The organism is Tenacibaculum salmonis (genome assembly GCF_041053065.1).
GTDB classification, from domain to species: domain Bacteria; phylum Bacteroidota; class Bacteroidia; order Flavobacteriales; family Flavobacteriaceae; genus Polaribacter; species Polaribacter pacificus_A.
Map to the genome: position 1 here is coordinate 1,071,476 of NZ_JBFCVV010000001.1, position 14,297 is coordinate 1,085,772.

Genomic DNA, 14,297 nt, shown 5'->3' on the forward strand with positions numbered 1-14,297 from the left:
GTTTAAAATAGTTAGTTATTAAACCAAAGTTACAAAGTTGCTTTGAATTAACAATAAATTTATAGTTGTTCTTTGTTAGTTTGTACCTTTGTTTATCTATATTAAAAAAACAAAAAATGACCAAGGAAAATAAAGTACAATTTGTTATTGATACCTTAGCCGAATTATATCCTGAAATACCTGTTCCTTTAGATCATAAAGATCCATATACTTTATTGATTGCTGTTTTATTATCGGCACAATGTACCGATGTTCGAGTAAATAAAATTACCCCGTTACTTTTTGCCAAAGCCGATAATCCATATGACATGGTAAAAATGAGCATCGAAGAAATTAAAGAAATTATTCGTCCTTGTGGTTTATCTCCTATGAAATCAAAGGGAATTCACGGTTTATCTAAAATATTGATTGAAAAACATAATGGAGAAGTTCCTCAAAGTTTTGAATATCTAGAAGAATTACCTGCCGTAGGTCATAAAACTGCTGGTGTAGTTATGAGTCAGGCGTTTGGAGTTCCTGCATTTCCTATTGATACACACATACATCGTTTATTATATCGTTGGAATTTAACAAATGGTAAAAATGTAATTCAATCAGAAAAAGATGCAAAACGATTATTTCCTGAAGAATTATGGAACGACCTTCATTTACAAATAATTTGGTATGGACGAGAATATTCTCCTGCTCGTGGCTGGAATTTAGAAAATGATATTATTACGAAAACGATTGGTAGAAAAACAGTTTTAAATGATTACCATAAAAATAAATCATAAAAAAAGCTTCAACATTTGTTGAAGCTTTTTTGTTATTAATTCAAATTTAATTCTATAAAATAATTTGACGATGTTTTTTCTACTTTCAATGATTTAGAAAAATTAATCAAAAATTGAATAGTTTCTTTTTTAGGATTCATTTTTAAATCCGAAGATTTATCTAGGTAAATTCTCATCATACTTTTTTTCTTTATTCATTTTGTTTTCAAGTATTTAACGACGACAATATTACTTTATTGCTTAATTAACTAGAATAATTTTATTTTTTTCAATTATTTTTCTCAGATTAATTAAAGCATACCTCATTCTTCCTAAAGCAGTATTAATACTTACACCAGTGTTTTCAGAAATTTCATTGAAACTCATATCATTATAAATACGCATTTTTAAAACTTCTTTCTGTTCTTCAGGTAATTCTTCTAACAAATCCCTTACATCAGCTAGTATTTGCTCTTTAATAATTTTATTTTCTGCATTTAATGCTCCATCTGCTAATACCGAAAAAATATCAAAATCATCAGTATTATTAAACTTAGGCATTCTGTTTTTTTTCCTAAAAAAATCAATAATTAAATTATGAGAAATACGCATAACCCAAGGTAAAAATTTACCTTCTTCGTTATAATTTCCTTTTTTTAAGGTTCTTATTACTTTTATAAAAGTATCTTGAAATATATCCTCTGTAGTATCTCTATTTTGTACCTTACTGTAAATAAAACTGTACAGTCGTTGCTTATGACGTTTAATCAATAACTCTATAGCTAGTTCTTTTCCGTTAATGTAGTCTTTAACTAAAACACTATCACTTACAATATCTTTATGTACCATATTACTTTTTTTTACAGAGTACTATAAGCACTCTTTAGTTAAGGGATATATTTTTTTTAAAAGTAATTTTTTAGATATAGGCGTGTAATTAATTGATTATTAGACTCCAAATATGTGATTTTTTTTTCAAAAAAGCAAGAATTGTTTAATATTTATTAAAAAAAAGTTAAAATTTCATTGATTTAACCTCTAAATCATCAAATATTATTATAAGCACATCATATTTTAGACATAATTAACTGATTAACAAAATTTTATTACATATATTTACAATATTACATTACAACAAATTATAGTAAATTAAATTTTACCCCCCGAAAACATGTTAAATACAAATTATAAAATCATTAATACATTAATTTATCCTTCTGATAATTATTTTTCTTTTAAAGCAATAATAAGACAGTTAGATATTATTTTTCATAAAAATAAACCTCAACATATCCCCTTTTTTAGCTTAAATAACAATCCCGTTATTTTTAATAAAACTCCCCTTTAAAAAATGTATTTATTTAAAATTAAACTTTTTTACAGACTTATAGACGGCTAGTTTTGTAATCAAAAACAGGTATTAAAGCTATCAACATACACAAAAAAATCATCTATAAAATTCTTATAAAAAATAAGATACACAGACTTAAAACTTCACCTTTTCAAAAAAAACTCATAAAAATAACATTAAACCAAATACTTAAAGCCTGTTTTAATTTCAAATAAAGTATCTTTTTTAAGATATAAACGTCATTCTGAATTTATTTCAGAATCACATAAAATGAAGAACTACGGCAAATCAAGGTGTGAAACTGAAATAAATTCAGTTTGACAGATTCAATTTCTTAACTATAAAACTCTTTTTAGATTAAATTTAAACAGGCTCTTATATAATAAAAAAATAATTTTACATAATAAGATAATCAATACTATTTATCTTTTTTAAAGGATACAAACAAATACAGAACCACGCTAAAATAAAAGATATTATAAAACTCAACAAGCAAGAACAAATGTAATATTACATCACATTTTTTTCATCAATATAAAACCCCCCAATAATTATGCAAAAAAAAGTAATAGGCTATTTTAACAATTGGACTCCTCTAGAAGAGGTTCAAAACAAATACGAAGGATATACTGATCTTTTATTCTCGTTTTGGCAAGACCCTGAAACAAGTGTGACAGGTGCTGCTGAAGAAGTTTTAAAAACACCTGAAATTCTTGAATTCTTAAAAAGTAAAAATAAAAAATGTATTCTTGCTACTGGAGGCAAATATTTTTATCCATTAAATTACGAGGCAGTTAATTATGGTACAGCCTTAGCTAACTTTGCTATTCAACATAAGTTTGATGGCGTTAATTTAGATATTAAAAATATAGCAATAACATCTCAAGTAATTCAATGGTTAATTGATGTTACCATTACTGTGCATCAAATTAGTAATGAAAAAAATTATCCTTTAGAAATTTATCATACTCCTCAAGCCACATTATTTATGGCTAATGAAGGCTATAGTGAAATCGAAAAAAAAACTAATGGTATAATTAATTATTATAATATTCAGTACTACAATCAAGGTGAATGGGAATATCAATCTTATGAAGATTATACATCCTTATTTGAAGAAATGTATAATAATATAGAAAACCCTACTGCTATTCTTAGTATTATCAGACAAGGAATACCTGCTAATAAACTAATTGTAGGTAAACCAATCACTACTGATGATGTAAATAATACAGGATATATTTCACTAGAAAATTTTGAAGATATTTTAAGTACAGCTATCACAAACAAAATTCCATTTGGAGGTGTAATGGGTTGGAAAGTTGATAGTGATATTAATGGAATATGGGGTAAATCAATAGCTAAAACAATCGAAAATAGCAAAATAGAAAATCCTATGAAAGTAGAAATATAATAACTTTCAGCTTTATAAAAACACAAATCAAAAAAGAGTTTCAAAAGTAATATTTTGGAGTTCTTTTGATTTTTATAGATAAACTAAAAAAATTATTGACTGAATACATTGTTTTCACAACATAAAATCAGATTTAGAAAACAGCTATCTAAGAAATTCAATTAACAGAAATAGGAAACTTAGAATATTGCACTTAACACCCTGATTACATTAATCATAACAAGGGTCACGTAATACAAATTATACTTTTACTGTAGCTAAATAATAGTTTATTTTATTATAAAATTTTAAACTTTTATTACTGATAAGTAATGGAAGTTCTTCTTTATAAAAAGCTCACAAACTATTAAACATTTGATGCTTATTAAATTCAGAAACCTTATTTTTATAGCTTATTTTTTAAGTAAATGAAAAGAGACCTTTCTAGCATCAATCCCAAAGAAAACATCATTATAAAAGGAGCAAAACTCCATAATTTAAAAAACATTGATGTTGTTATCCCTAGAAATAAATTAGTAGTAATAACAGGGCTTTCAGGTTCTGGAAAATCATCATTGGCTTTTGATACTTTATATGCCGAAGGACAAAGGCGTTATGTAGAAAGTTTATCATCTTATGCTCGTCAATTTTTAGGAAAACTACACAAACCAAAAGTAGATTATATAAAAGGAATTGCTCCTGCAATTGCTATTGAACAAAAAGTAAACTCAACAAATCCACGATCAACTGTAGGAACATCAACCGAAATTTACGATTATATAAAATTATTATATGCTCGTATTGGTAAAACTATTTCGCCAATATCAGGCACTGAAGTAAAAAAACATACCGTTTCTGATGTTCTTAATCATATAAAAAAATTTGAAGAACGAACAAAACTGTTATTATTAGCACCGATTATCATCAATAAAAATAGAGATTTAAAAACTGTTTTACAAGTTTTAACTCAACAAGGATATGCTCGTTTAAAATATAATAATACTGTTGTAAGAATTGAAAATTTTCCTGTTGATAATTTTAATAATGAAGATTTATTTTTAGTTGTTGATAGAATTGTTACTAAAAATGAAGAAGATTTTTATAATCGATTAGGAGATGCTATTCAAACTGCTTTTTTTGAAGGTAAAGGAATTTGTTTTATTGAAAATTTAAATGATAAAAAAACCACAGAGTTTAGCAATAAATTTGAATTAGACGGAATTACATTTTTAGAACCTAATACTCATTTATTCAGTTTTAACAATCCGTACGGAGCTTGTCCTACTTGCGAAGGTTACGGAAGCGTAATTGGTATTGATGAAGAATTAGTAATTCCAAATACAGGATTATCAATATTTGAAGATGCTATTTTTCCTTTTAAAACAGATAGCTATAAAATTTATAAAGAAAACTTAATCTTAAATGCTATTGATTTTGATATTCCTATTCATAAACCTTGGTTTGAGCTTTCTGAAAATCAAAAGAAATTAGTTTGGAACGGAACTAATAAATTTGAAGGAATACACGATTTATTTAAAAAATTAGAAGAAAAAAGTTATAAAATTCAGAATAGAGTAATGCTTTCTCGCTATCGCGGAAAAACAACTTGTAACGATTGTAACGGAAAAAGACTTCGAAAAGAAGCTAATTATGTACACGTACATGAAAAAGTAATTTCAGACTTAGTAACACTTCCTTTGGATGAATTATCAGTATTTTTCAATAATTTAAAACTAAATGAACACGAATTAGCAATAGGAAAAAGATTGCTTACAGAAATAAAAAATCGCTTACAGTTTTTAACCGATGTTGGTTTAAATTACTTAACCTTAAACCGTACTTCAAACACGCTTTCTGGAGGTGAAAGTCAGCGAATAAATTTAGCAACATCATTAGGAAGTTCACTTGTTGGCTCTATGTATATTTTAGATGAACCTAGTATTGGTTTACATCCAAAAGACACCGAAAAATTAATTGATGTACTTAAAGATTTACGTGATTTAGGGAACACCGTTATTGTAGTTGAACACGACGAAGATATTATGAAAGAAGCAGATTATATTATCGATATAGGTCCTGAAGCGGGAACTTACGGTGGTAACGTAGTTGCTGAAGGTACTTTTGATGATATTATGAAATCCGATTCGCTAACTGCTAAGTATTTATCCGAAGCATTAAAAATTGAAGTTCCTACAATACGTAGAAGCTCAAAAAATACCATTAATATTATTGGTGCTCGTGAAAACAATTTAAAAAACATTGATGTTTCTTTTCCTTTAAATACTTTAACCGTTATCACAGGTGTTTCTGGAAGTGGAAAAAGTACCTTAGTCAAGAAAATTTTATATCCTGCAATGCAGAAAAAACTGGTCGGATATGGCGAAAAAGTAGGTCAATTTACTGATATTACAGGAAGTTTTGAAAATATAAAAAATGTTGAATTTATCAATCAAAATCCTATTGGGCGTTCTTCAAGGTCTAATCCTGTAACTTATATAAAAGCTTATGATGATATTCGTAAATTATTATCTGATCAAAAATTATCGAGCATCAGAAATTATCAGCCAAAACATTTTTCTTTTAATGTAGAAGGCGGACGTTGTGAAGTTTGTAAAGGTGAAGGTGAAGTTACTATTGAAATGCAATTTATGGCAGATGTACACTTGCAATGTGATACTTGCCAAGGAAAACGCTTTAAAAAAGAAGTTTTAGAAGTTACTTTCGGTAAAAAATCAATCGATGATATTTTAAACCTAACTATTGATGATGCAATTACTTTTTTCGATGAACGAGAACAACATAAAATTGCTCGTAAATTAAAACCTTTGCAAGATGTTGGATTAGGTTATGTACAATTAGGACAATCATCATCAACATTATCTGGAGGAGAAGCGCAACGTATAAAATTAGCTTCATTTTTGATGAAAGGAAATACAAAAGATAAAACTTTATTTATTTTTGATGAACCAACAACAGGACTTCATTTTCATGATATTAAAAAATTATTAACATCTTTTAATGCTTTAATCGACAAAGGGCATTCTATTATTGTAATTGAACACAATATTGAATTAATAAAATGTGCCGATTATATAATAGAACTTGGTTTAAAAGGTGGAAAAAATGGAGGAAACCTTATTTTCACAGGAACTCCTGAAGAGTTATCAAAAAACAAAAAATCGTTTACAGCTAGTTATTTAGCCGAAAAACTAACTTAAAATAGAAAAGCTGCCTGATTACCAGATAACCAGACAGCTTTACATAACAAAAATTAACAAAAACAAATATATTATTGAAGATTTTTATCTCCAATATTAGGGTTGTACACATAATTAAACGTATAATATTGTCCTCCTGAATTTTGAGGATCAGCAGAATTAGAACTATCCATATCTTTATAGTAACTTAAAATTTCCATTTTAGCATAATTACCATCAATTGTTTTTATAACAATTATTTTTCCTGCTACAGGGTCTATTCTATGAGCTGGCTGAAAATAACTATACCAAGTACTTTTTGGTAAAGCTAAAACTCCATCTTTTTCATCTTGTTTAAAAATAGCATTATCAGATATTGTTTTTACACTCGAAAATGTTCCATCAACTAATAATAAAGATGCATTTCCTGTTTTATTAGGTTCTTCTTTTATACCTGTACTTTCTCCTCCGTTTACTATAATTGTTGTTGCTCTAAAAGCTATATCCCAATTATCATCGGTTACAATTACTCCTTTTTTAAAACTAAATTTAATAAATTCTCCAGAAGCTTTTGGTGGATTTACCGAATAATCAGTAGTTTGTTTTGCATGTAAATTATCTATTCTTTTAGATATTGATTCTTCTGGTAATGTATCATTATTATCACTACATGAAACAGTAATAAAAGTAAGTATTGTTATTATTAAAATTGACTTTAAGATATTCATTTTCTATTGATTTATAGATATATTAAAAATTAAATTGCACATTACAGTAATAAGTTCTCCCTAAACGTAAAACACTATCATTATTTGCAAAACGTTTTTTATTCGCAGATTCCTTTTCATTAAAAAGATTATCTATTCCTAATTGAAAATTCATTAAGCTAAAAAATGTTTTTGCTCCTGCTATATTTATTTGTGTGTTTGAAGAAACAAAATCATCAAACTGATCAATAATTCCCTGACTACTATTAGTATCAAACAACGCATATTTGCTTTTATATATAGCTCTAATATTTGCAGAAAAATCGTGTTTATAATTTTGATAAAAAACTTTAAAATTTGCCATATGTTTAGATCGATTTGGCAAACCGAAATAATTTGACATTGTCATTTTTTCTGATGATGAAGACGGTGTTCTTCTAAAAAATACCTCGCCAGCCTTTATTTTTGATGTTGCTGTTTTATCACCTGTATCTAAAAATTGATATCCTCCTAAAACAGTAAAATTTGAATTTAATTTATAATTAACATCAAGTTCAATACCCTGAGTATAAACTTCATTTATGTTTTTATAAGAAAAAACTCTTGTACCTAAAGGCAATCCTAAATCAGATACGTTTAATTGTGTATCAAAAGTATCTATTAAATCTTTAATATCATTTCTGAAAAAATTAATATTAAATTTTAAACTTGTTGTTGGTTTTAACTGAAAACCCAAATTATAACCAATAGAACTCTCTGGTTTTAATTCTTTTTTTATGGTTTTTATTTCTGATAAATTAGCATATAAATCATATAAAGTTTGAGTTCCTAAAACTATATATCCACTAGCTGAGTTTCTAAAATTGAAATAAAGCTGTCTAAAATCAGGAGCTTTGAATCCACTACCAACCGATGCTTTTGCAGTAAACCAATTATTAAATTTATAACTTGTTGCTATTTTTGGTGTAAAAGCTGATTTGTAATTATTACTATCTTCAAACCTTGCTCCAATAACAATATTTAAATTTTTAATTGAATTGAAATCAAATTGCCCTAAAATATATGGCGTATTGTATTTTTTTATCCCTGTAAATTCTGTTCTTTCTAATACATCAAAATTAGCACCAACACCTACAATTAAAGTTCCTGAATTAAAGCTGTTTTTCGATTTAATTTCGGGTCTTGTTAATGTTTGATTATATAAAGTAGCATTTCCATCAAACATGTTTTCTGCTTTATATTTTGTTGTATAAAAATTATAATCTAGCGTCCAATTATTGGTTATTTCATGAAGTAATTTCGTATTAATACTCCAATCTGTTTGTTGATTATCTTCTCTATTATTACCTTGATATTGTTTATAAAATCGATTAGAAACAACGGCTTTTAAGTTTTCTGAAAAATCATAACTTAGTTGTAAATTTCCTGTAAAATTTTGATGTGCTTCCGTTGTTTTTGAAAGGGTTTCTGGAGATAAATCAAACCCATTACTTGAATTTAAATTTATTCCTGAAACCAATCCAAAACCTTTTCTTTTCCATTTAACATTAGTACTTATATCCAATTGGTTTGTAGCTCCTTCTTTTGCTAAATAGCCTATAAAACCTTCTAATTTTTCATTTTTAGGTTGTTCTGTTATAATATTAATAACACCTCCAATAGCTTCAGACCCATACAAAGAAGATGATGGTCCTTTTACTATTTCAATTTGTTTAATATTATTAACTGTAATTCTATTTAAATCAATATTTCCAGATGATCTTCCTATTATTGGAACTCCATCAATTAAAATCAATGTATAATCTGCAGCTATTCCTTGAATTTGAATTCCTTCTGAACCTCCAAAATCAGAAACTAAAGTTATTCCTGTTTGTTCAGTTAAAATATTTTTTAACCTTACTGTACCCGATTTTATTATTTGAGCTTTTGTTATTAAAGTTACAGGCATCGGTACAGATGACAATTGTCTTTTGGTTCTTGTAGCAGTAACAACGACTTCATCTAAATTAGATATTTCTAAACTTTCATTATCAGCCACTATTTTTTCTTGAGAAAAAACAGTTAAGCTAATAAAAGCAAAAGCAGTAAATATTTTTTTATTTAGATACATTCTTAATAATTTTCAACAAATATATATTCTTATTTTAAATTAATCTAAATAAAATCTATATTTTTACCGAAAATTATAAATAATAAAAACACAAAAATGAAAAAACTAATTTTAGGAAGTTTCATACTATTATCAATCTGCACAATAAAGGCGCAGAATAAAAAAACAAAAGATAAAAATGCCATCAAAAAAATGTGTGGCTGTTTTGAAGTTACGTTCAATTTTGCTGAAACATTTAATAATAGTAAAGATTCACTATACAAACCATCAAAAATAAAAAAAGATAGCGCTTTAGAATGGGCTGAACTAGTTGAAGATAATAATAATAAAATAACTATTCAACATTTATTACAAGTTGGTAATCCCGCAAAACCACATATAATAAAGCATTGGAGACAAGATTGGGTGTATCAAAACCAAGATTTTTATATGTATAACGGAGATAATAACTGGTTGTATGAAAATAAATCTAAAAAAGATGTAAAAAAACAATGGTCTCAAAAAGTATTTCAAGTTGATGATAGTCCTCGTTATGAAGGTTCAGGGTTTTGGGTACATTTAAATGGAAAAAGTTATTGGGAAAGTACTACTGATGCTCCATTACCTCGTAGAGAATATACTAAAAGAAATGATTATAATGTAACTGAAAGAGGTAATCGTCATGAAATCACAAATTATGGTTGGGTACATGATCAAGATAATAAAAAAATCATCAGAAAAACAGGAGAAAAAGATATTATTCTAGCATCTGAAAAAGGTTATAATACTTATGTTAAAGTTGCTGATAGTCGTTGTAAAGCTTCACAAAACTGGTGGATTAAAAATAATACAAAATGGAAATTAGCAAGAAATAAATGGAATAAAGTATTTGCTAAAAAAACAAATTTATCTTTAAAAAGAAAAGTTAAAAATAAGCCTTTATATAAACATTTGTTTTCGGATAAAATAAAAGAAGAAAAAGATGTAAATATTATTATTGAATCTTTTATAAAATAATAATATTAAATTCTATTATTTTTATTTATTTAAAACAAAAAGGATATAATCACTTTAGTGTTGGTTGTATCTTTTTTCTTTAACATCATTTTTTATTTATAATTCTATAAAATAATCATTTTTGTACCTATTAAAAGTAAAATAAAGCAACCTTTTTTTTATTTATTATATATTTTAACGATTATGTTAAACTTTTATTAATTTTTTACCTATTTTAGTATTACTTAAACGATAAATTTATGGTTGCGCTTAAACCCAAAAAAGGTAGGTTGTTAATTGCAGAACCTACTATTTTAAACGATAACTCTTTTAAACGAACTATTGTTTTACTAACAGAACACACATCAAAAAGTTCTGTTGGTTTTATTTTAAATAGACCTTTAAATCATACTTTGAGTGATTTAGTACCTGAAATAGACTGTGATTTCAGAATATATCAAGGAGGACCTGTCGAGCAAGATAATTTGTACTTTATACATAAAGTACCCCAATTAATTCCCAATAGCATTGAAGTTGCTAATGGTATTTATTGGGGTGGTAATTTTGATCATTTAAAAGAACTCTTAATTGAAAATATGTTAAAGCCAACAGATATTCGCTTCTTTTTAGGCTATTCTGGTTGGGATACAAACCAATTAATTGATGAATTAAACATTGAGTCTTGGTTTATTTCTGAAAATGATTATAAAAATATTTTAGAAACCAACAACGAAAACTTTTGGAAAAACAAACTCCTTCAAAAAGGTGGAAAATATAAAATTTGGGCAAACGCACCAAGTGATATTCAAATGAATTAACCAGTAATAGCTAATAATTTAAGGCTACTCTTTATTTTATTAGTTATTTCTGTTGTAAATGCTTTTTTTCTATAATTTGTAACCGACTGAATACCTACAATAGCATTTGTAATAAAAACCTCATCTGCTTTTTGTAATTCAAAAGGAGAAATAACTGTTTCTTCAATACTGTAATCAGGATGTTTTTCTAAAATTTCTATTACTTTTTTTCTGATAATTCCTTTTATACAACCTTCTGTTAAAGCTGGAGTTTTTATAATACCGTCTTTTATTACAAAAATATTTCCATTTGTTGCTTCAACAACTCCTTTTCGTTCATTAAGTAATATACAGTTATCTAAATCGTTTTCATCTGCAAAAATAGCAGATAAAGTATTTAGCATTCTGTTTGTCGTTTTTATCGTTGATAATAATCCAGAATAATTATAAAAATCTTTATATAAATCAACTTTATAACTAGTTTTTTCTATATAATTAAACTCACTTGCTTCGATTAAGTAATCAATCTCGTTTGAAGCTGGATTATATAATCCTCCATCTTTTCTATAAACAGTTAATCTAACTCTATAATTTACCGATTTTGGAAGATCTTTTGTTGTTTTTAAAATTTCCTCTTGTAAAAATTCAAGTGTAAATTTCATTGGAATTTTCATACGTAACATTCTCATTGATGCCATCAATCTAAAATAATGGTCTTCAATAAAAACAACCTTTGTATTTAATACTCTTACAGTTTCAAAAATAGCATCACCATATTTAAAAGCTCTATTATCATTAGATAATTGTAGTTCTTTTTCTGATATTATTTTTCCGTTAAAATTTATCATTTTTTAAAAAATTTGATTGCAAAATTACAATTTAGGCAATTAGTAGCCATAAAAAAACTCGACAAATGCCGAGTTTTTTTTATAAAGCATAAAGATACTATGCTCCTATACTATTTTTTAAGCTTTCAATTTGACTTTCCCATAACATTTTAGCTTCATCAACTTCATCGTCATCAGCAAAGTCTGTAATAATTACAGCTACGTCTTTAGTTAATGGATCTACTTGTATGAAAAATTCAAAATAACTTTCATCACCTTCACTTTCAACCCATTTATATTTTATGCGCTCATTCGTCTTCTTTGCTAAAATTTTTGCCTCTTCCTCTGAATCATCCCAAGTAAAAGTGATTAATTTTCCGCGAGAATTAACTCTATCAGCAAACCACTCCTCTAATCCTGAAGGTGTTGCCAAACTATTAAACAACATACTTGGTGATGCATGTATAGGAAATTCTAATTCGTATTTAACTTTTGTCATTTTTTTTTTCTTAGTATGGCAAGGTATATCTTTATTTCTTAAAAAAAAATTCATTTTTTTATTGTGTATCTAAAAATAAGTTGTATATTTGCACCCGCAATGGCGAGATAGCTCAGTTGGTTAGAGCGCAGGATTCATAACCCTGAGGTCGGCAGTTCAAATCTGCTTCTCGCTACAAAACAACCCAAAACCCTTTATTTTAAAGGGTTTTTTGTTGTTTAAAATAAATGTTTGTCAAGAACTCGCCAAACGATATTCTGTTTTCAAATCTTATTAATTAATTTGAAAACAGAATAAATAAAGTCTTTTTTCAATGAAAATTTAAATTGTCATTGAAAATAATTTTGTTTCTGGCTTGTTATTATGTAAACGCTTATCAAATGCCATACAGATATTTCGAACATAGGGTCTTGCTTTTTCAGGAACTGTTAAAGTGTTTCCATCGATAAAAACCAAACTATCATCCACCATTTCTTGTAATTTTTCTAAAAGAATTTCGATACATTTAACCTTTAAATCTTCAGCATCCCACGAAGTGGTAAAGTGACACATAATATTTAAAATATGCTTTCGGATAACTAAATCTTCTTCGGATAAAATATGTCCTCTAAAAACAGGAATTTCTCCTTCGTTCACTATTTTTTGATATTCTTTTACGGTTTTTACATTCTGTGCAAATCCGTACCAAGAATCAGAAATTGACGACATTCCTAAACCAATCATTAATTTCGTTTTATTGGCAGTATAACCCATAAAATTACGATGCAATGTTTTTTCCTGAGTTGCTTTATATAAACTATCTGTTTTTAACGCAAAATGATCCATTCCTATTTCAACATAACCCATTTCAGAAAATAGCTCCTTTCCTATTTCGTACAGTTCACGTTTTTCTTGATTCTTTGGTAAATCTTCATCATTAAAACCTCGTTGTCCAACACCTTTTACCCACGGAACATGTGCATAACTATAAAATGAAATTCTATCAGGTTGTAATTCTTTGGTTTTATTAATAGTATGAATTACATTTTCTTTGGTTTGAAACGGCAATCCGAAAATTAAATCGTGACTAATAGATGTATATCCGATTTCTCTTGCCCAAATGGTTGCTTTTTCAACATTTTCAAAAGGCTGTACTCTGTGTATTGCTTCTTGTACCTTTACGTTATAATCTTGCACGCCGTAACTTACTCTTGTAAAACCAACATCAAATAAGGTTTGTAATTGTTCTTTTGTGGTATTATTCGGATGTCCTTCAAAACTAAATTCATGCTTCGGATGTTTTTTAGCATTGATAAATAAACCATCAATTAACTTTTTTAAGTTTTCTTTTGAAAAAAAAGTAGGTGTTCCGCCACCTAAATGAATTTCCTTGATAATCGGAGTTTCATCTACTAAATCCGTATATAAATTCCATTCTTTTAAAACAGTATCAATATAATCTTCTTCTACTTCGTGTCTTTTGGTAATATGCTTATGACAGGCACAAAACGTACACAAACTTTCACAAAATGGTAAATGAATATACACACTAATTCCTTCGGATGAATTACTTTCTATAAACGATTTTTTAAAAGTTTCAATCCATTTATCTTTAGAAAAAGTTTCATTTTCCCAATAAGGAACTGTCGGATAACTCGTATATCTTGGTCCTGGAATGTTGTATTTTTGTATCAGTGAATTCATGTGCTT

The 14,297-nt window shown here is 27.2% G+C and carries 12 protein-coding genes and 1 tRNA gene; 6 read left to right on the forward strand and 7 right to left on the reverse strand.

The window, feature by feature from the left end:
- Positions 1-116 precede the first annotated feature (116 nt).
- Complete coding sequence (locus AB0T67_RS04550) at positions 117-773, forward strand: endonuclease III domain-containing protein (RefSeq protein ID WP_271231591.1); 657 nt, start codon at positions 117-119, stop codon at positions 771-773.
- Between the two features lie 35 nt (positions 774-808).
- Here AB0T67_RS04550 and AB0T67_RS04555 read toward each other — a convergent pair whose 3' ends face one another.
- The gene (locus AB0T67_RS04555) at positions 809-952 is read right to left on the reverse strand and encodes a hypothetical protein (RefSeq protein ID WP_369219340.1); all 144 of its coding nucleotides are present in this window, start codon (positions 950-952) and stop codon (positions 809-811) included.
- Positions 953-1,013: 61 nt separating this feature from the next.
- On the reverse strand, positions 1,014-1,601 hold the full coding sequence (locus AB0T67_RS04560; RefSeq protein ID WP_271231589.1) for an RNA polymerase sigma factor: 588 nt from the start codon (positions 1,599-1,601) through the stop codon (positions 1,014-1,016).
- Positions 1,602-2,656: 1,055 nt separating this feature from the next.
- Between AB0T67_RS04560 and AB0T67_RS04565 the strand changes: the two genes are divergently transcribed.
- Positions 2,657-3,517 carry a glycosyl hydrolase family 18 protein gene (locus tag AB0T67_RS04565; RefSeq protein ID WP_369219341.1) on the forward strand — a complete coding sequence of 287 codons (861 nt, stop codon included), beginning with the start codon at positions 2,657-2,659 and terminating at the stop codon, positions 3,515-3,517.
- A 407-nt stretch (positions 3,518-3,924) separates the two neighbouring features.
- A complete protein-coding gene (uvrA, locus tag AB0T67_RS04570; protein WP_369219342.1) occupies positions 3,925-6,714 on the forward strand; it encodes an excinuclease ABC subunit UvrA in 2,790 nt (929 codons plus the stop codon).
- A gap of 71 nt (positions 6,715-6,785) precedes the next feature.
- Here uvrA and AB0T67_RS04575 read toward each other — a convergent pair whose 3' ends face one another.
- Both AB0T67_RS04575 and AB0T67_RS04580 read right to left on the reverse strand, forming a co-directional pair.
- On the reverse strand, positions 6,786-7,421 hold the full coding sequence (locus AB0T67_RS04575; RefSeq protein ID WP_369219343.1) for an HmuY family protein: 636 nt from the start codon (positions 7,419-7,421) through the stop codon (positions 6,786-6,788).
- Positions 7,422-7,443: 22 nt separating this feature from the next.
- Entirely contained in the window at positions 7,444-9,510 is a 2,067-nt protein-coding gene (locus AB0T67_RS04580) for a TonB-dependent receptor plug domain-containing protein (RefSeq protein WP_369219344.1), read from the reverse strand.
- Positions 9,511-9,606: 96 nt separating this feature from the next.
- Between AB0T67_RS04580 and AB0T67_RS04585 the strand changes: the two genes are divergently transcribed.
- Together AB0T67_RS04585 and AB0T67_RS04590 are read left to right on the forward strand one after the other, a co-directional pair.
- The gene (locus AB0T67_RS04585; protein WP_369219345.1) at positions 9,607-10,506 is read left to right on the forward strand and encodes a DUF6607 family protein; all 900 of its coding nucleotides are present in this window, start codon (positions 9,607-9,609) and stop codon (positions 10,504-10,506) included.
- A gap of 239 nt (positions 10,507-10,745) precedes the next feature.
- A complete protein-coding gene (locus tag AB0T67_RS04590) occupies positions 10,746-11,303 on the forward strand; it encodes a YqgE/AlgH family protein (RefSeq protein WP_369219346.1) in 558 nt (185 codons plus the stop codon).
- Here the strand turns inward: AB0T67_RS04590 and AB0T67_RS04595 are convergent.
- The gene (locus tag AB0T67_RS04595) at positions 11,300-12,130 is read right to left on the reverse strand and encodes an aminotransferase class IV (protein ID WP_369219347.1); all 831 of its coding nucleotides are present in this window, start codon (positions 12,128-12,130) and stop codon (positions 11,300-11,302) included. The genes AB0T67_RS04590 and AB0T67_RS04595 overlap by 4 nt on opposite strands.
- A 97-nt stretch (positions 12,131-12,227) precedes the next feature.
- Positions 12,228-12,608, reverse strand: a complete 381-nt coding sequence (locus tag AB0T67_RS04600; protein ID WP_369219348.1) for an START-like domain-containing protein — start codon at positions 12,606-12,608, stop codon at positions 12,228-12,230.
- A gap of 101 nt (positions 12,609-12,709) precedes the next feature.
- On the opposite strand from AB0T67_RS04600, the gene AB0T67_RS04605 reads away from it, so the two are divergent.
- A tRNA-Met gene (locus tag AB0T67_RS04605) sits at positions 12,710-12,783 on the forward strand.
- Between the two features lie 146 nt (positions 12,784-12,929).
- Here AB0T67_RS04605 and hemN read toward each other — a convergent pair.
- The gene (gene hemN, locus AB0T67_RS04610) at positions 12,930-14,291 is read right to left on the reverse strand and encodes an oxygen-independent coproporphyrinogen III oxidase (RefSeq protein ID WP_369219349.1); all 1,362 of its coding nucleotides are present in this window, start codon (positions 14,289-14,291) and stop codon (positions 12,930-12,932) included.
- Between the last annotated feature and the right edge of the window lie 6 nt (positions 14,292-14,297).